Source organism: Agarivorans sp. B2Z047 (assembly GCF_023373605.1).
Classification (GTDB): domain Bacteria; phylum Pseudomonadota; class Gammaproteobacteria; order Enterobacterales; family Celerinatantimonadaceae; genus Agarivorans; species Agarivorans albus.
The window spans coordinates 4802309-4819298 of the sequence record NZ_CP088080.1 but is presented as its reverse complement, the minus strand read 5'-3'; the positions used below and the strand labels follow the sequence as shown (position 1 = coordinate 4819298).

The 16990-nt window shown below is 45.7% G+C and carries 16 protein-coding genes and 3 tRNA genes; 16 read left to right on the top strand and 3 right to left on the bottom strand.

Going from position 1 to position 16990, the window contains the following annotated elements; genetic code table 11:
- Nucleotides 1–3: 3 nt before the first annotated feature.
- Nucleotides 4–1044: a small ribosomal subunit biogenesis GTPase RsgA gene (gene rsgA, locus LQZ07_RS22250; protein ID WP_249483392.1), complete on the bottom strand. Its 1041-nt coding sequence runs from the start codon at nucleotides 1042–1044 to the stop codon at nucleotides 4–6.
- A gap of 93 nt (nucleotides 1045–1137) precedes the next feature.
- Here rsgA and orn point away from each other — a divergent pair, with 93 nt between their 5' ends.
- From orn to LQZ07_RS22225, 5 genes are all read left to right on the top strand, one after another.
- Complete coding sequence (orn, locus tag LQZ07_RS22245) at nucleotides 1138–1692, top strand: oligoribonuclease (protein WP_040307241.1); 555 nt, start codon at nucleotides 1138–1140, stop codon at nucleotides 1690–1692.
- Between the two features lie 224 nt (nucleotides 1693–1916).
- Nucleotides 1917–1992: transfer RNA gene (locus LQZ07_RS22240), tRNA-Gly, on the top strand.
- Nucleotides 1993–2113: 121 nt separating this feature from the next.
- Nucleotides 2114–2189 (top strand) — tRNA-Gly (locus tag LQZ07_RS22235).
- Between the two features lie 257 nt (nucleotides 2190–2446).
- Nucleotides 2447–2522 (top strand) — tRNA-Gly (locus LQZ07_RS22230).
- Nucleotides 2523–2885: 363 nt separating this feature from the next.
- Nucleotides 2886–3539, top strand: a complete 654-nt coding sequence (locus LQZ07_RS22225; protein ID WP_152785533.1) for a DNA alkylation repair protein — start codon at nucleotides 2886–2888, stop codon at nucleotides 3537–3539.
- On the opposite strand, the gene ppgK is transcribed toward LQZ07_RS22225, so the two are convergent.
- Together ppgK and queG are read right to left on the bottom strand one after the other, a co-directional pair.
- Nucleotides 3540–4277 (bottom strand): polyphosphate--glucose phosphotransferase, encoded by a 738-nt coding sequence (gene ppgK / locus LQZ07_RS22220; RefSeq protein ID WP_152785531.1) that lies wholly within the window; start codon nucleotides 4275–4277, stop codon nucleotides 3540–3542.
- A gap of 59 nt (nucleotides 4278–4336) precedes the next feature.
- Nucleotides 4337–5470 (bottom strand): tRNA epoxyqueuosine(34) reductase QueG, encoded by a 1134-nt coding sequence (gene queG / locus LQZ07_RS22215; RefSeq protein ID WP_152785529.1) that lies wholly within the window; start codon nucleotides 5468–5470, stop codon nucleotides 4337–4339.
- On the opposite strand from queG, the gene LQZ07_RS22210 reads away from it, so the two are divergent.
- The 11 genes from LQZ07_RS22210 (at nucleotide 5469) to LQZ07_RS22165 (ending at nucleotide 16942) form a co-directional block, all read left to right on the top strand.
- A complete protein-coding gene (locus LQZ07_RS22210; RefSeq protein ID WP_152785527.1) occupies nucleotides 5469–6989 on the top strand; it encodes an NAD(P)H-hydrate dehydratase in 1521 nt (506 codons plus the stop codon). The two genes, queG and LQZ07_RS22210, sit on opposite strands and share 2 nt — an antisense overlap.
- Nucleotides 6989–7459: a tRNA (adenosine(37)-N6)-threonylcarbamoyltransferase complex ATPase subunit type 1 TsaE gene (gene tsaE, locus LQZ07_RS22205; protein WP_152785525.1), complete on the top strand. Its 471-nt coding sequence runs from the start codon at nucleotides 6989–6991 to the stop codon at nucleotides 7457–7459. Before LQZ07_RS22210 ends, tsaE begins: the two co-directional genes overlap by 1 nt.
- Nucleotides 7449–8798 carry an N-acetylmuramoyl-L-alanine amidase gene (locus tag LQZ07_RS22200; protein ID WP_152785523.1) on the top strand — a complete coding sequence of 450 codons (1350 nt, stop codon included), beginning with the start codon at nucleotides 7449–7451 and terminating at the stop codon, nucleotides 8796–8798. Before tsaE ends, LQZ07_RS22200 begins: the two co-directional genes overlap by 11 nt.
- Nucleotides 8799–8802: 4 nt before the next feature.
- Nucleotides 8803–10650, top strand: a complete 1848-nt coding sequence (mutL, locus tag LQZ07_RS22195) for a DNA mismatch repair endonuclease MutL (protein ID WP_152785521.1) — start codon at nucleotides 8803–8805, stop codon at nucleotides 10648–10650.
- The gene (miaA, locus tag LQZ07_RS22190) at nucleotides 10640–11566 is read left to right on the top strand and encodes a tRNA (adenosine(37)-N6)-dimethylallyltransferase MiaA (protein ID WP_152785519.1); all 927 of its coding nucleotides are present in this window, start codon (nucleotides 10640–10642) and stop codon (nucleotides 11564–11566) included. The genes mutL and miaA overlap by 11 nt, the downstream gene beginning before the upstream one ends.
- 86 nt (nucleotides 11567–11652) lie before the next feature.
- Nucleotides 11653–11901, top strand: coding sequence for an RNA chaperone Hfq (gene hfq / locus LQZ07_RS22185; protein WP_016403748.1), 249 nt, complete (start codon nucleotides 11653–11655; stop codon nucleotides 11899–11901).
- Nucleotides 11902–11950: 49 nt separating this feature from the next.
- Nucleotides 11951–13243, top strand: coding sequence for a ribosome rescue GTPase HflX (hflX, locus tag LQZ07_RS22180; protein ID WP_152785517.1), 1293 nt, complete (start codon nucleotides 11951–11953; stop codon nucleotides 13241–13243).
- A 28-nt stretch (nucleotides 13244–13271) separates the two neighbouring features.
- On the top strand, nucleotides 13272–14459 hold the full coding sequence (hflK, locus tag LQZ07_RS22175) for an FtsH protease activity modulator HflK (protein ID WP_016403746.1): 1188 nt from the start codon (nucleotides 13272–13274) through the stop codon (nucleotides 14457–14459).
- A 3-nt stretch (nucleotides 14460–14462) separates the two neighbouring features.
- Nucleotides 14463–15338 (top strand): protease modulator HflC, encoded by an 876-nt coding sequence (gene hflC, locus LQZ07_RS22170; RefSeq protein ID WP_016403745.1) that lies wholly within the window; start codon nucleotides 14463–14465, stop codon nucleotides 15336–15338.
- Between the two features lie 32 nt (nucleotides 15339–15370).
- A complete protein-coding gene (locus LQZ07_RS24735; RefSeq protein WP_084682022.1) occupies nucleotides 15371–15559 on the top strand; it encodes a DUF2065 family protein in 189 nt (62 codons plus the stop codon).
- An 87-nt stretch (nucleotides 15560–15646) separates the two neighbouring features.
- On the top strand, nucleotides 15647–16942 hold the full coding sequence (locus tag LQZ07_RS22165) for an adenylosuccinate synthase (protein WP_040307643.1): 1296 nt from the start codon (nucleotides 15647–15649) through the stop codon (nucleotides 16940–16942).
- Nucleotides 16943–16990 lie beyond the last annotated feature (48 nt).

Below are 16990 nucleotides of genomic sequence, written 5' to 3'. Positions count from 1 at the left end.
TAATTATTTCTTTCCGGGAATAACCCGAGAAGGTTTGTTATTTTCCATCGTTTCGAGAATACGCTGGTAGCTGTCGAAACGCTGTTGCAAAATTTTGCCTGAGTCTATCGCTTCTTGCATAGCGCAGCCAGGGTCTCCTTGGTGCTTGCAATCACGAAAACGGCATTGATTTAACCAAGGGCGAAATTCGATAAAGCCCCAAGCTACCCGGTCTTTTTCAAGGTGCCAAAGTTGAAACTCACGTACTCCGGGGGAGTCGATTAAGCGGCCGCCACATACTAAGTGATACAAACGAGCGGTAGTGGTAGTGTGCTGGCCTAGGCCTGATACTTCAGATACTTCTTTGGTATCGATGCTTTGCTCTGGCAGAAGACTATTTACCAGTGAGCTTTTGCCAACGCCCGATTGGCCAACAAAAATACTGGTTTTATTACTTAATTGTTGGCTTAAATCATCAAGCCCTTCAGCTTGTTTGGTGCTAGCGTAAATAACTTTGTAGCCAAGCTGCTGGTAATTTTTGAGTTGTTCTTCAATTACTTTGCGTTGCTCGGCATCAAGCAGGTCAACTTTGTTCAGCAGGATAATGGGTTCAAGATCTACATCTTCAACGGCAACTAGGTAGCGGTCGACAATGCTGGTGGAGAATTCGGGTAATACTGCAGAAACTATCACTACTTGGTCGATGTTGGCGGCAATGGCTTTGATACCGTCGTAAAAGTCAGGGCGAGTAAGCACTGAGCGGCGTTCGTGGCAGGCTTCAATAACCCCTCGAATGCCTGATTGCTCTTCGTTGCCGGCTCGCCAAACAACTTCATCTCCACTAACTAAAGAGCCTACTGAACGGCGCATATTACAACGGAATATTTCTCCATTGTTAGCTTCCACATCGGCATGTTGACCGAAGCGGCTAATGATAGTTCCCTCTTGTTGAGGACCTAATTGGTCATCTAACCATTGGTGGCTATCTTGTTTTTTTAAGCGCTTTTCTTGGTTGCTGCGCACACGGCGAAGCTGACCTTGGCTCAGTTTCTTTCTCTTTGTCACGAAAACTGCTATTCAAGTAAGTGTAATAAATCGCTATGATACCGCTTATCAAAGATTTGCGGAAAATATTTCCGAAATATAAATAGGGTCAACATGACTGTTAGTGAACAGAACTTAGTTTGGGTTGATATGGAGATGACAGGTCTCGAACCCATGACTGATCGCGTTTTAGAGATCGCGACGATTATTACCGACGCTCAATTAAACATTCTTGCAGAAGGGCCGGTGATTGCTGTTCACCAATCTGACGAAGTTTTAGCGGGCATGGATGAGTGGTGTACTAATACTCATACTGGATCTGGTTTGGTTGCTAGAGTTCGCGCCAGCAGTGTTGATGAGAAGCAAGCTGCCCAGCAAACTATCGATTTTATCAAGCAATGGGTGCCTAAGGGTGTATCGCCGATGTGTGGCAATAGCATTGGTCAAGATCGTCGCTTTATGCACCAGTACCTTCCTGAGCTTGAGCAGTTCTTTCATTACCGAAACATAGATGTAAGTACGGTAAAAGAATTGGCTCGCCGTTGGCAGCCAGAAATTTTAGATGGCTTTACTAAAAGCGGTACTCATCTAGCTTTGGATGATATTCGCGAATCAATAGCAGAAATGCAGCACTATCAAAAAACCTTCTTTAAACTGGGCGAAAACTAAACAAACAGTTTAAGAGCTGTAATTTTTTCTTTTGCAGCTCTTGCAAAGGCAAAATTTCCTCGTATAATTCGCAGCCCTAAACAACGTGAAGGCATGGCCTTAGACAGTTTAGGCTGTCACTTTGATTAGTGATAAAAATTAAGCAGCACTAGCTCAGTGTGGATATAAAGAGTAGCGCAACCTTTGGTTAGGCTCTCGACACACTAAATAGTGATAAAGATTATGCGGCACTAGCTCAGTTGGTAGAGCGCAACCTTGCCAAGGTTGAGGTCATCGGTTCGAACCCGATGTGCCGCTCCAATTTAAAACTTTAACTAATACCAAGTAGTTGAAGTTGAGCAACACTAGCTCAGTGTGGATATAAAGAGTAGCGCAACCATTGGGTTCGCTCTTAACACACTAAATAGTGATAAAGATTTAAGCGGCACTAGCTCAGTTGGTAGAGCGCAACCTTGCCAAGGTTGAGGTCATCGGTTCGAACCCGATGTGCCGCTCCAAATTTAAAACTTTAACTAATACCAAGTAGTTGAAGTTGAGCTGCACTAGCTCAGCGTGGAAGAACACAGCGCTCAATAGTGATAAAAATTAAGCGGCACTAGCTCAGTGTGGATATAAAGAGTAGCGCAACCTTTGGCTAAGCTCTCAACACATTAAATAGTGATAAAGATTTAAGCGGCACTAGCTCAGTGTGGTTACAAAGAGTAGCGCAACCTTTGGTTAGACTCTCGACACACTATATAGTGATAAAGATTAAGCGGCACTAGCTCAGTTGGTAGAGCGCAACCTTGCCAAGGTTGAGGTCATCGGTTCGAACCCGATGTGCCGCTCCAAATTAAAGCCCTGCATCATTGATGCGGGGCTTTTTTTTGCCTGTTGTTTTATGGTCAATCAAATACTCACGCGGTTGATGGTGGGTTAATACCAATCGTACTAAGTAACTGTTCATTCTATCTGGTTAAAATACTCGATCACTGCGTTAGAATTTTTGATTGTAGAATAACTACTTATCAAAAATTCTGTCTTATTCTCGAGTATTTTTCCTGCGTTATTTCTGATCACTTACTTAGTGTGATTGGTATAAGCTTGTGTTTAACGTAAGCATTTTGCTGAGCATAAAAGGGTGGGTGATGAATCAAGTAGAACAAGTTCAAACAGCTTTACGCGAATATGCTGAGCCAGAATAAGCGGCTTACTTGCCAAAGTTTTTTCAAGCATTGCCAGGTGGTTATGGCGAAGGTGATCAGTTTTTAGGTGTTCGTGTGCCTAATACTAGAAGGGTTGCCAAAGCCTATCCTTTACCTCTAGAGGAGCTCACAGACTTAATCTCTTCTGCCTTTCATGAGGAGCGCTTTTTTGCCTTGGTAGTAATGTGTCAACATTATCAAAAAGCGAAAAATCATCAGCAACAACAAGCGGTGTTGGCGTTTTACCAGCGCTACATAAAGTATGTGAATAATTGGGATTTGGTTGACTGCTCTGCGCCTAAAATTGTTGGCCCTTATATCTGGCAGCATCAAGATTGGGAGCTGCTTGAGCAATTCGCTAGCAGCAGTAGTATGTGGCAGCAACGTATTGCTATGGTGAGTTGCTTTTACTATATACGCCAAAATGATGTTGATTTAACAATTACGCTAGCAAAGCGTTTTCATACCCATGCTCACCCCTTAATGCACAAAGCGGTGGGCTGGATGCTGAGAGAGCTGGCCAAGCGAGATAAGCCAGCGGTAGAGGCATTTTTGCAACAGCACCTTAGCGAACTGCCCAGAGAGCTGCTTCGCTATAGCATTGAGCATTTTGACGAACCGCTTCGCCAATCTTATTTAAGCGGCTCTATTCTCGAATCTTAATTAGCTTTGATGTTGGGCGTACATAGCTGCGCCAACAATGCCGGCTTGGTTTAAGCCCTGTGCAGGCAATGCTTCAGCTTTTAGATTGAGCTGCGCTTGGTACTTTTCGAATTTTTTACTGGCACCGCCACCAATAATGAAGCAATCGGGCGACATTAAAAACTCGAGGCGCTGTAGGTAAAGGTTGAAGCGCTTGCCCCATTTCTTCCAGCTTAGCTCTTCTGCTTCGCGGACTCTGGCGCTGGCATAGTGCTCGGCTACTCGCCCTTCCAAAATAATATGGCCAAACTCGGTGTTGGGAAGCAATTCGCCATTCACAAACACTGCGCTACCTAAGCCGGTGCCAACGGTAATAATCACTACCACACCTTGGTGTTGGTGACCTGCGCCAAAGGCCATTTCGGCCATACCGGCCGCATCGGCATCATTCACTACATAACACGGGCAGTCGGTATATTCAGCGAATAGGGCTTCAACGTTGGTGCCAATCCAGCTTTTATCAATATTAGAGGCAGTTTGGGCAACCCCGTGGTGAACCGTTGCAGGAAAGCCGCAACCAATAGGACCTTGCCAAGAGAAATGCTCAACCATCTGCTTTAAGCTTTGGGCTACTGCTTTGGGCGTGGCAGGTTGTGGGGTGGCAATACGGTGACGCTCGCTAATAAGCTCGCCAGTGGTAGAATCTACGATGGTTGCCTTTATGCCGGTGCCACCAATATCAACGCCAAGTAAGTGCATGAGCTGCTTCCATTTTATTTGTTCTTAAAAAGTGTAACAGAACTTATTCTACTGATGCATTAAGCATCACGAGTTAATCCTTTTTCTATAATACGGATCAAACGTGCGGTTTTGCGAGAAGCTTTTGCCGCTTTATTCTGTTGTTGCTCTATTGCCCAATTAACGTGGTGTTGGGCAACGGCTTCAAGCCCTTGCTTGGCGCTTAGCTCGTCAATAGCTTGTTGTGAATAGGCGGCGTTGCCTAAGGCAATCGCGATATTACGTAGCCACTGTTGATAGCCGATCCGACGAATTGGCGAGCCTTCAGTTTTCTTTAAAAACTCTTCTTCGGTCCATGCAAATAGCGCTAATAGTGTTGGTTGATCCAGTTGTTCTCGGGCAGCAAAATCGGCTTCTTGAGTTAGCTGGGCGTAGCGATTCCAGGGGCAGGTAAGTTGACAATCGTCGCAACCGTAGATGCGATTGCCCATTAGCGGTCGTAATTCTTCATCTATGATCCCATCGTATTCAATGGTGAGATAAGAAATACAGCGACGTGCATCCACTTGGTAGGGTTCAACAATGGCTTGCGTGGGACAAATGGTGATGCAGGCAACACAATCACCACATTGCTCGTCTACTGGTTGGTCTATGGGCAGGGGTAAATCTACAAACAACTCTCCTAAAAAAAACCACGAACCAGCATCTTGGTTGATGATTAAGCTATGTTTACCAGTCCAACCTAAGCCTGCTTTAGTGGCCAGTTGGCGCTCCATTACCGGGGCTGAGTCGACAAATGGGCGCATATTTAGCTGCTGTTGGCAGTAATCATTAATCGCTTTTCCCAGTTGGTTTAGCCGCTTGCGCATTAGCTTATGGTAGTCGCGCCCTACCGCATAACGGCTAATATATGCCTGATCGCTGGCGCTGAGGCTTTGGGCAAACTTAGCGTCCTCTGGTAGGTAATCCATGCGCACCGAAATGATCCGTTGAGTGCCTTCATGTAGCTGCTCTGGATGTTTGCGAAGCTCAAGGTTACGGGCTAAATAGTCCATTTCTCCGTGGTAGTTTTTTGCCAGCCATTGCTCAACATCTTGATGATGTTGACTGAGATCCACATCTGTTATGCCGATCTGCTGAAAACCTAGCGATTTAGCGGTTAGCTTGATATGTTGAACCAGCTGTTTTAGGTCGATTTCGGATAGTAGGGACATGGCTCCAGAGCACCGATTGTTTTCGCACAGTTTACCACAGAGTTTATGGCGCGCCGAAGTGGTGAAACGCCAAGAAGCAGTGCTGGCTGAGCAGCAAGGTATTAGCTTGTATTCTTTGATGGATCAGGCGGGGTTGGCTGCCTTTAAACTGATGCAGTGCCAATGGCCCAATGCCAAGCGTATTTTGGTATTAGCGGGCGGTGGCAATAACGGGGGAGATGCCTTGGTGGTTGCGCGGTTGGCCAAGCAAGCTGGTAAAGAGGTAAAAGTGCTTGCCTTAGGTGATTTAAACCGAATGCCTAGTGAAGCACAACAAGCCTTAACTGCCTGGCAAGCCGAGGGCGGACAGCTTGATCTTAATAAACAATTTGATTGGCCTTGTGATGTGATTATTGATGGCGTGTTGGGCATTGGCTTAAACAGTGATGTGCGAGCGCCATTGCAAGCGCTGTTTGCTCAAGTCAATCAAAGTGGCGTGCCAGTACTTGCCTTAGATTTACCTTCAGGTTTATCTGCAGATACCGGAAAGCTGTTAGGCAGTGCGATAAAAGCTAGCGCTACGATTTGTTTTATCGCTGCCAAGCAAGGCTTGTTTACCGGGCAAGCACCTGAATATGTTGGCAAGTTGCTATTTGCCGGTTTGGGGCTAAGTGATTTGTTCGAGCAACAAAATACTACTGAAGTTAGCCGCGCAGATTATGCTCAGTTACGCTCGATGCTTGCGCCTAGGGCAAAAACAGCTCACAAGGGTAGTTGTGGCCGAGTGACTTTAGTAGGCGGTAATACTGGAATGTCCGGCGCTATTCGCATGGCTGCCGAAGCCTGTTTACGCACTGGTGCTGGCTTGGTTAATGTATTTACTCAGGCGCAAAATCAGTCGGTGGTGAGTAGCGGACGACCAGAGTTAATGGTTGCAGCAGTGACTAAGCATTCTCTGCAGCTGCTAGATAGGAGTTTAATCCAGGCTAGCTGTAAGGTGATAGGTCCCGGCTTGGGACAAGATGAGTGGGCGCAAGCGCTGTTTTCAGCTGTATTAAGTGAGGACAAAGCCTGCATAGTAGATGCCGATGCACTTAATCTGTTGGCTAAAGCACCGATGCAGCATGAGCAATGGGTACTAACTCCACACCCAGGTGAGGCAGCGCGTTTGTTGAATTGCTCTGTGGCAGAAGTAGAAAGTGATAGAATTGTCGCTGCTCAAAACATACAGCGCTGTTTTGGCGGTGTATGTGTATTAAAAGGTGCCGGCACCGTTGTAGCAGGCGCGCAAGGACAAGTGAAAATTTGTACTGTAGGTAACCCCGGCATGGCTTCGGGCGGGATGGGAGATGTTTTGTCTGGTATAATCGGCGGCTTAATCGCCCAATTTGCAGCCAAGCACTCATTGTTTGATATTGCCTGCCTTGGGGTGTGTATTCATGGTATGGCTGCAGATGAAGCTGCAGAACAGGGAGAAAGAGGCATGCTGGCCTCAGATCTAATGCCTTTTATAAGACAACTAGTGAATCCAAAATTGTAATGAAAACGTGGCATATTGAATTAGCTGACGCAGAACAAACGGTAGCTTTAGGCGCATTATTGGCTAAAGCTTGTCAGCAGGCATCAGTTATTTATTTAGAAGGTGATTTAGGCGCTGGGAAAACCACTTTAACCCGTGGTTTTATTCAAGGTAAAGGCCACACCGGTAAGGTAAAAAGCCCAACCTACACCTTAGTTGAACCTTATGAATTAGGTGAGTGGCGAGTCAATCATTTTGATTTGTACCGTTTGGCCGACCCTGAAGAGCTAGAATTTATTGGTATTCGCGATTACTTTGCCGACGATTGTTTGTGTTTGGTGGAGTGGCCTGAAAAGGGGCTGGGCTTTTTACCAGCAGCAGACTTGTTGGTTGAGCTAGCTTATCGAGGCGAGCAGCGCAGTGCTCAAGTGAAAGCATTGAGCGAGCAAGGACAAAAAGTAGTGGAGTGGTTGAGTCAACATGCAGGGTAGTTTTAGATTAAGTCGCTGGATAGGCTTAGGATTGTATTTGCTTTGTGGGCTGGCAATGGCCAGTAGCGATGTATCTGGGGTGCGTGTTTGGAGCGGCCCAGATAACACTCGTATTGTATTGGATTTATCTGGCGCGCCACAGTTTAGCCATTTCAACTTAAGTAAACCCAACCGCCTTGTCTTGGATCTCTCCGCTAGTAAAATGCTCAGTGATTTGAGTAAAGTCCCCTTATCTGGCGACTTGGTTAAAAAAATCCGTCCTAGTACCCCAAAGGCTAAAGGCGATTTTCGCTTGGTTATTGAGCTTTCACAAGCGGTTAATCCTACTGTATTTGCCCTTAAGCCTACCGGAAATTATGGCCATCGCTTGGTGATAGACTTGCCGGACAAAGCCGGTAGCGCACAAATTAAAAAGCAACAACAGCAGATTTCTAAAGCTAAAACGCAGCAACAGTTAGCGGGCAACCGTGACATTATTATTGCTATCGATGCTGGTCATGGTGGGGAAGACCCCGGTGCCATCGGCAACAAAAGAACCTACGAAAAACACATCACGCTGGCTATCGCTAAGCGTGCACAACGCCTTATTAATCAAGAGCCCGGTTTAAAAGCGGTGTTGATTCGAGAAGGTGACTACTTTGTTAATCTAAATAAACGCTCGCAAATAGCGCGCAAAAACAAAGCCGACTTTTTGGTGTCGATTCATGCTGATGGATTTACCTCCTCTCAACCAAAAGGCGCGTCGGTTTGGGTGGTCTCTACTCGCCGGGCAAAAAGTGAAGTAGGTAGACATTTAGAGCAGCATGAAGCTGAGTCTGACCTTTTGGGTGGTGTGGGCGAAGTAATGGGCAGTGTGGAAAATGATGCTCATCTTAACTTCGCTTTGATTGATATGCAGATGGACTACTCAATGAACACCGCTTATGAAGTGGCTAAAAAAGTATTGGGTGAGCTAGGCAAAGTAACCTCGCTACATAAAAAACGTCCCGAGCATGCCAGCCTAGCAGTGCTTAAGTCGCCAGACATTCCTTCTATTTTGGTGGAAGCCGGTTTCATTACCAACCACAAAGAAGAAAAGTTACTAAAAACGGGTAATCACCAAGAAAATATTGCCAAGGCGGTAGTGAAAGGCATTAAAGCCCATTACCGTACTAAGCCTTTGGCGGGCACTTTGTATGCGCAAACCTATGGCGTGCGTAAGCATACCGTGAGAAAGGGCGAGTCTTTATCGGTGTTGGCTGCTCGTTACAATACCAGCGTTGCGGGTTTGAAAAAGGCCAACAAACTAACTTCAAATACCTTGCGTATCGGTCAAGTGCTGACCATCCCAAATAGTTAATTCGATGCCTATTCAAATATTGCCAGCGCAGCTGGCTAACCAAATTGCCGCCGGAGAAGTGGTAGAACGTCCTGCTTCGGTAGTTAAAGAGCTAATTGAAAACTGCCTTGATGCCGGCGCAACACGTATCGATATCGAAATTGATAAGGGTGGCGCAAAGCGCATACTAATTCGCGACAACGGCAGCGGCATTGCTAAAGAGCAGTTGGGTTTAGCGCTTAGTCGCCATGCAACCAGCAAAATAGACAGCCTTGATGATTTAAGTGCGATAGCCACCTTGGGTTTTCGCGGTGAAGCCTTGGCAAGTATTAGCTCGGTTTCTCGCTTAAGTTTAAGTTCTCGTACTGCTGAGCAAGAACAAGCTTGGCAAGCTCAAGCTGCTGGCCGTGACATGCAAGTTAGTTTGCAACCTTGCGCTCATCCTATTGGCAGTTCGGTAGAAGTGCTCGATTTGTTTTTTAATACGCCTGCACGACGCAAGTTCTTACGTACTGAGAAAACCGAGTTTTCGCACATTGACGAGCTGTTGAAGCGTTTAGCCTTAAGCCGTTTTGATGTGGCGCTGAGTTTAAAACACAATGGCAAATTAATCCGTCAGTATCGCATAGCCACAGACTTGGATAAGCAGCTGAAGCGAGTAAGCACGGTATTTGGTGCTCCTTTTGCCAATCACTGTTTGCATTTAGATAATCAACATGACCAATTACGTTTACACGGTTGGTTAGGTTTACCGGAAGTGGCACGAGCGCAAAACGACCAGCAGTATTTTTATGTGAATGGTCGAATGATGCGCGACAAGTTGCTACAACACGCTATTCGCCAAGCATTTGCAGCCTATTTACCCGATGAACAATATGCCAGTTACGTATTGTTTTTGGAGTTGCCATTAGACCAAGTAGATGTGAATGTGCATCCGGCTAAGCATGAAGTGCGCTTTCATCAAGCCCGTTTGGTGCATGACTACATCGTACAAGTATTGGCATCAGCCTTAAGCCAAATACCGGCCCATAATCACACTGGCGAACTGCCGGTTTGCCAAGATGAACCAATAAATGAAATATTCGCTCCACCACTAGCGCAAGTTGCTCATAGCTACACCAGCGCAGCTCCTGCCACGCCGAGAGTGAGCGAAGGTCGCCAGAGCTATCAGTCAAGCTTACAGCGAGCTGATAAGCCGCGAACCTCAGAATTATCCGCTAATCATCAGTGGTTGAGCAGTTCTGTCGATTTCACTCGTGAAGCAGCTAGAGCTGACTCTGCTAGCCAAGTGAGTTCCGTGAGTGCGAAGCCACAGGCCGCTGCGCTTTATCCTTTGCATTTAGTTGAAAACACCTATTTGTTAGCGCGTATTGGCGAGAAGCTCATATTGCTAGACCTTTGGGCTTGCCAGCAACACTTGGCCTATACCCAAGCAATGCAACAGTGGCCGCAAGGCTTAGATAGCGTTCCTTTACTATTGCCGCTAAAGCTAGCTTTAGATGAGCCGACGCATCTTTTACTAAGCCAACAACAAGAAGCACTGCGGCGTATTGGCTTTGTGTTTAATATTGCTAACAAGCAGCAAGTTATCGTGGCTCAAGTGCCAAAGTTGATACGCAAAGCTGACTTTGCTCAGTTAATCCCAAGTTTATTAACGGCAATGAGTCAGCTTCCGGATTCAGAATGGCAGCAAGCCGAAGCCTTGTTAAGTGGGCTAATTAAGCTACAAAGCAAACCTAAAGAGCACACTTGGCAACAGGCGATAGAGTTAAGCCAACAATTGCATAGTCACTATCCGAGTCAACTGCCTAAGCATCTTTGGCGAGCGGTTGATTTAAGTGCCAGCATCGAGAGTTTTAATCATGACAACTAGCCTGCCTGTTATTACGTTGATGGGGCCTACAGCTTCAGGAAAAACCGCTTTAGCTATTCAGCTTCATCAGCAAATGGGCGCTGAATTGGTTAGTGTTGACTCTGCATTAATCTATCGTGGAATGGATATCGGCACCGCTAAGCCAACTGCCGAAGAACAGCAGCAAGCCCCACATGCTCTGATTGATATTTGCGATCCTACTGAAGTGTATTCAGCCGCCGATTTTCGCCGCGATGTTCTAGAGCAAATTGATGCCATTCATGCGCGTGGTAATGTCCCGCTGTTGGTGGGCGGCACCATGTTGTATTTTAAAGCCTTAGTGGACGGCATTGCTGATTTGCCAGAAGCTGATGCAGCCTTACGCAGTGAGATTCAGCAGCAAGCAGCAGACGGTTCTTGGGAAACTTTGCATCAAGAACTTAGCCAATACGATCCCACCTCCGCAGCAAGGATCAATGTAAACGATCATCAGCGCTTAATGAGGGCGGTTGAAGTATATCGTTTAACCGGTAAATCTCTGACTGAGATTAATAATCAACCGCTTGCCCCTTTACCTTATAAAATCCATCAGTTTGCTATAGCGCCGAAAGAAAAAGCCCAACAGCACCATCTCATAGAAGTGCGGTTTAAGATGATGTTGGAACTTGGCTTTGAAGCCGAGGTCAAATCGCTGATGCAGAGGGGGGATTTAGATTTAAGTTTGCCGTCTATGCGGAGCGTTGGGTATCGCCAAATGTGGCAATATCTAAGTGGCGAGATGGATTATGATGAAATGGTATTTCGTGGCGTAGTGGCTACGCGGCAACTGGCTAAAAAACAAATGAATTGGTTAAAAAGCTGGTCAGATCTCACTTGGTTACAGAGTGGTGATCCAAGAAATAACAAAATAATTACTAATTCGCTAAGTGATACTTGAAATTGTCGCTATAAGGCTCCAAGTTAGTGGTATATAATCGAATTTGATCTATGCCAATTAATTAATAAGAAAAAAGGAACAATAACATGGCGAAGGGGCAATCATTACAAGACCCATTTTTGAATGCGTTACGACGTGAGCGTATTCCCGTTTCAATTTATTTAGTAAACGGTATTAAATTGCAAGGCCAAGTTGAATCATTTGATCAGTTTGTCATCTTGTTGAAGAACACTGTCAGCCAGATGGTATACAAACATGCTATCTCTACTGTGGTACCAGCTCGCGCTGTTCCACACCATACCCCAGTATCTGACGACTCGAAGAACGACGAATAGCATTTGCGAAGGCTTATCAGCCTTGGTAATTGCCAAGGAGTAAAATAGCTTGTTTGACCGTTATGAAGCAGGTGAACAAGCCATCTTAGTACATGTAAATTTTAGTGACGAAGATGAGCGAGAAGACCTGGAAGAGCTGAAGATGTTAGTCAGCTCTGCAGGCGTAAATGCGGTGGCTACCATCACCGGTAGCCGAGTTTCTCCCCACCCTAAGTACTTTGTAGGTGCCGGAAAAGCAGAAGAAATCGCAGAATTAGTGAAAAGTGCCCAAGCGGATGTGATTATTTTTAATCACGCTTTATCGCCAGCACAGGAGCGGAACTTAGAAATGCTCTGTGAGGCGCGGGTTTTAGATCGTACCACCCTCATTTTAGATATTTTTGCCCAACGCGCGCGAACCCACGAAGGTAAGTTGCAAGTTGAGCTAGCGCAATTGCGCCATATGTCGACCCGATTAATACGCGGCTGGACTCACCTAGAAAGACAAAAGGGCGGTATCGGTTTACGCGGCCCAGGTGAAACTCAGTTAGAAACCGATCGACGTTTATTGCGTGCGCGTATTAAACAAATTCAACAGCGTTTAGAAAAGGTTGGTAAACAACGAGAGCAGGGCAGAAGAGCAAGGCAACGTGCCGAGTTACCCACTGTCTCCTTAGCTGGCTACACCAATGCAGGTAAGTCGACCTTGTTTAATCGAATTACTGAATCTAAGGTTTATGCCGCAGATCAGTTGTTTGCAACCCTAGATCCAACACTACGGAAAATCGATATTGAGGACGTAGGTAAGGTGATACTTGCCGATACTGTGGGCTTTATACGCCACCTTCCTCATGACTTAGTGGCGGCTTTTAAAGCCACCCTAACCGAAACCCGTGAAGCTCAGCTATTATTACATGTGATTGATTGTAGTGATGAAAGAATGGCTGAAAACGTTGAGCAGGTTGAGGTAGTATTAGATGAAATAGGGGCAGGAGAGATCCCTTTCTTGCAGGTCTACAATAAAGTAGATCAACACCCTGATATGAGTCCGCGCATTGAGCGTGATGACCAAGGTTTACCCCAAAAAGTGTGGGTGTCGGCGTTAACGGGAGAAGGTTTGCCTTTGTTGTTTAAGGCAATCAGCGAGCGTTTGGTCGGTGATATGGTTAACCACACTTTACGTTTGCCTCCTAGCGAAGGGCGCTTGCGTAGTCGTCTGTATCAGTTAGACTGCGTAGCAGGTGAACGTTTAGACGATGAAGGAAATATCGTTGTAGATATCCGACTTGATGCTATTGCATGGCAACGGTTAGATAAACAGTTCGACCATAGTTTGGAAAGTTTTATTGCTCAATGTGAGTAGGCATTAACTTTAATTTCTGGAGACACAGATGGCCTGGAATGAGCCTGGCAACAAAGGTGGCGGCGGTGACCGTGACCCTTGGGGCAATAACAATAAGAATGGTAATCAGGGTCCGCCTGATTTAGATGAAGTAATTACTAAGCTAAGCCGTAAGTTTGGTGGCATTTTTGGTGGTGGTAAAAAGCCATCATCTGGTGGCAGCAGCGGTGGTGTGAGTGGTTTTGGCATTGCTGTAGTAGTGGTCATCTTGGCTGTTATTTGGGTAGCTAGCGGTTTCTACACCATTAAAGAAGCTGAAAAGGGCGTAATTCTTACCTTTGGTAAATACGATCCTGAATCAGGTTTGGTAGATTCTGGTTTGAACTGGAAAGCTACCTTTGTTCAAGAAGTGATTCCAGTGAACGTAGAGGCTATTCGTTCTTTACCAGCATCGGGCTTTATGCTGACTGAAGACGAAAACGTTGTACGCGTTGAAATGGATGTACAGTACAAAGTGGTTCGTCCACATGCTTACCTGTTTAGTGTAACTGCGCCAGATGATAGCTTGGCACAAGCTACCGACAGTGCCTTGCGTTACGTGATTGGTCACACCACCATGGATGATATTTTAACCACGGGTCGTGAAGTTGTGCGTAGCGAAACCGAAGCCTTATTAAACAAAATCATCGAACCTTACAATTTAGGTATTGAAGTGGTTGACGTGAACTTCCTGCCGGCTCGTCCGCCAGAAGAAGTTAAAGATGCCTTTGATGACGCAATTTCTGCACAAGAAGATGAGCAGCGTTTCATTCGTGAAGCTGAAGCTTATCAACGTGAAATTGAACCACGAGCACGTGGTCGAGTTCAGCGTATTGAGCAAGAAGCCCAAGGTTATCAAGAGCAGATTGTATTACGTGCTCAAGGTGAAGTGGCTCGTTTTGAGCAATTGCTTCCAGAGTACGAAAATGCGCCAGACGTAACTCGCCACCGTTTATACCTAGAGACGATGGAAGAGATTTACGGTAAGTCGAACAAAGTGCTGATTGATGCTTCAAATAACAGCAACATGCTTTACTTGCCTATCGACAAGCTAATGGAGCAAGGCCAGCAGCCTACTCAACGTAAATCTAGCTCGGGCAACAAACCATCTACTATAAGTTCAGAGCCTGCTAGCTCGATTCCGTCGCGCCCTTCGTCGATTCGAAGCAGTGACCGCTCTAGTTCGGGGAGAAACTAAGCCATGAAACAATTAGCTATTTTTGGCATTATTTTAGCCTTGTTGGTGGGTTACTCGTCGGTATTTGTAGTGAACGAAGGCGAGCGCGGTATTGTAATTCAGTTTGGTAAAGTAAAACGTACCGCTGATGGCGCAACCAAGGTTTACCCACCGGGTTTACAGTTTAAGGTTCCATTTATTGATTCTGTGCGTACTTTAGATGCACGTATTCAAACTTTAGATGGCAACGCTGACCGTTTTGTAACCTCTGAGAAAAAAGACTTAATTATTGATTCTTACGTGAAATGGCGAATCGCTGATTTTTCACAATTCTACCTATCAACAGGTGGTTCAGTACTTCAAGCTGAGTCTCTGTTAACGCGTAAGATTAACAATGGTCTTCGTAGCGAAATTGGTGCGCGTACTATTCGCGATATCGTATCTGGTGAACGTGGCCAAGTAATGGAAGATGCGCTTAAACGTATGGCGCGCTCTTCTGAGATTGGTATCGAAGTTACCGATGTGCGTATTAAGCAAATCAACTTACCTGATGAAGTAAGTAGTAGTATTTACCAACGGATGCGTGCAGAACGTTTAGCAGTAGCTAAAGAGCACCGTTCGCAAGGTCAAGAGCAAGCCGAAATTATTCGCGCTAACGTTGACCGCCGTGTAAATGTATTGCTGGCCGATGCAGATAAGCGTGGTCGCGAAATGCGTGGTGAAGGTGATGCTACAGCCGCTAAAATTTACGCAGACGCTTATACTAAGAACCCAGAGTTCTATAAGTTCTGGCGTAGCTTAATGGCTTATCGCACCAGTTTCGATAACGGTGGAGACGTAATGGTGCTAGAACCAGATAGCGAATTCTTCCGTTATATGAAAGAACCTGCGAAACAATAATACTGAGGGCCCAGTTAACGCTGGGCTTTTTTATGACAGATTCTGTATTACTTGCATTGGCTCTAGTGTGCCTTATCGAAGGCCTAGGGCCTTTATTGTTTCCTAAGCGTTGGAAACGTCTACTAAAAACATTATCGGAAGCGCCGGCGAGTAATATTCGGCAAATTGGACTCGGCTTAGTGGGTGTTTCTATTATACTCTTGTATGTGATTAATCTTTGACCTTGGCACATAAAATCGGTATAACATGCACCCCTTGACTGTCCGATTTCTGCTAGAATCGCTTTTTAACTGAGACGACAAAAGACAATGGGAAAGAACGTAGTGATCCTTGGCTCCCAATGGGGAGACGAAGGCAAGGGTAAGATCGTAGACTTACTTACCGACAAATCAAGCTATGTGGTGCGCTATCAAGGCGGTCACAATGCTGGTCATACCTTAGTTATTGACGGTGAAAAAACTGTCCTCCACTTAATACCATCTGGTGTACTTCGCGATAACGTTACCTGTGTAATTGGTAATGGCGTGGTATTAGCACCTGATGCGCTATTTAAAGAAATGGCTATGCTCGAAGAGCGCGGCGTTCCTGTAAAAGAACGCTTGGTGATCAGTGAAGCTTGTCCTCTAATTTTGCCTTACCATGTTGCACTAGACATGGCGCGCGAAAAAGCGCGTGGTAAAAACGCTATTGGTACTACTGGTCGTGGTATCGGTCCAGCTTATGAAGATAAAGTTGCTCGTCGCGGTTTACGTGTTGGCGATTTGTTCGACATGGAGCAATTTGCTACCAAGCTAAAAGAAGTGATGGAGTACCATAACTTCCAACTTAATCATTACTACGACGCGCCAAGCGTAAGTTATGAAGAAGTGCTTGAGCAAATGACTAAGATGGCGCCAGTAATTACGGCTATGGTAACAGACGTTACTGACTTGCTAGACAAGGCTCGTCGTCGTGGTGACTCAATTATGTTTGAAGGTGCTCAAGGCACTTTATTAGACATTGACCACGGAACCTATCCGTTTGTTACTTCATCAAACACTACTGCGGGTGGCGTAGCTACAGGTAGTGGTTTTGGTCCTTGCCATTTAGATTATGTTTTGGGCATTACTAAGGCTTACACCACGCGTGTGGGTTCTGGTCCTTTCCCAACAGAGCTTGATGATGACATCGGCCAACACTTAGGTGTGAAAGGTCATGAGTTTGGTGCAACCACTGGCCGTAAGCGTCGTTGTGGTTGGTTAGACGCAGTAACAATGCGTCGCGCAGTACAAATTAACAGCCTGTCAGGTTTGTGTTTAACCAAACTAGATGTGCTAGATGGCTTGGAAGAGTTAAAGATTTGTACCGGTTACAAAATGCCTAATGGCGATGTACTGTCTGTACCGCCTATGGCAGCTGAAGGTTACGAAGTGGCTGAGCCTGTGTATGAATCAATGCCTGGTTGGTCGGAGAACACCTTTGGTGTAACTGCTCGCGAGCAACTGCCACAAGCAGCATTAAACTACATAGCGCGCATTGAAGAGCTATTAGAAGTGCCGGTTGACATTATTTCAACTGGCCCAGATCGCGTAGAAACTATTATTTTACGCCATCCTTTTGCTTAATTAATGTTGAGCTAATAAAAAGGCTGCCCTTAGGCAGCCTTTTTTGTA

Bases quoted from the DNA above. Each gene is read 5' to 3' on its own strand.
- orn (WP_040307241.1), top strand. From the start codon at position 1,138: ATGACTGTTAGTGAACAGAACTTAGTTTGGGTTGATATGGAGATGACA.
- ppgK (WP_152785531.1), bottom strand. From the start codon at position 4,277: ATGCACTTACTTGGCGTTGATATTGGTGGCACCGGCATAAAGGCAACC.
- LQZ07_RS22210 (WP_152785527.1), top strand. From the start codon at position 5,469: ATGGCTCCAGAGCACCGATTGTTTTCGCACAGTTTACCACAGAGTTTA.
- queG (WP_152785529.1), bottom strand. From the start codon at position 5,470: ATGTCCCTACTATCCGAAATCGACCTAAAACAGCTGGTTCAACATATC.
- tsaE (WP_152785525.1), top strand. From the start codon at position 6,989: ATGAAAACGTGGCATATTGAATTAGCTGACGCAGAACAAACGGTAGCT.
- LQZ07_RS22200 (WP_152785523.1), top strand. From the start codon at position 7,449: ATGCAGGGTAGTTTTAGATTAAGTCGCTGGATAGGCTTAGGATTGTAT.
- mutL (WP_152785521.1), top strand. From the start codon at position 8,803: ATGCCTATTCAAATATTGCCAGCGCAGCTGGCTAACCAAATTGCCGCC.
- miaA (WP_152785519.1), top strand. From the start codon at position 10,640: ATGACAACTAGCCTGCCTGTTATTACGTTGATGGGGCCTACAGCTTCA.
- hfq (WP_016403748.1), top strand. From the start codon at position 11,653: ATGGCGAAGGGGCAATCATTACAAGACCCATTTTTGAATGCGTTACGA.
- hflK (WP_016403746.1), top strand. From the start codon at position 13,272: ATGGCCTGGAATGAGCCTGGCAACAAAGGTGGCGGCGGTGACCGTGAC.
- hflC (WP_016403745.1), top strand. From the start codon at position 14,463: ATGAAACAATTAGCTATTTTTGGCATTATTTTAGCCTTGTTGGTGGGT.
- LQZ07_RS24735 (WP_084682022.1), top strand. From the start codon at position 15,371: ATGACAGATTCTGTATTACTTGCATTGGCTCTAGTGTGCCTTATCGAA.
- LQZ07_RS22165 (WP_040307643.1), top strand. From the start codon at position 15,647: ATGGGAAAGAACGTAGTGATCCTTGGCTCCCAATGGGGAGACGAAGGC.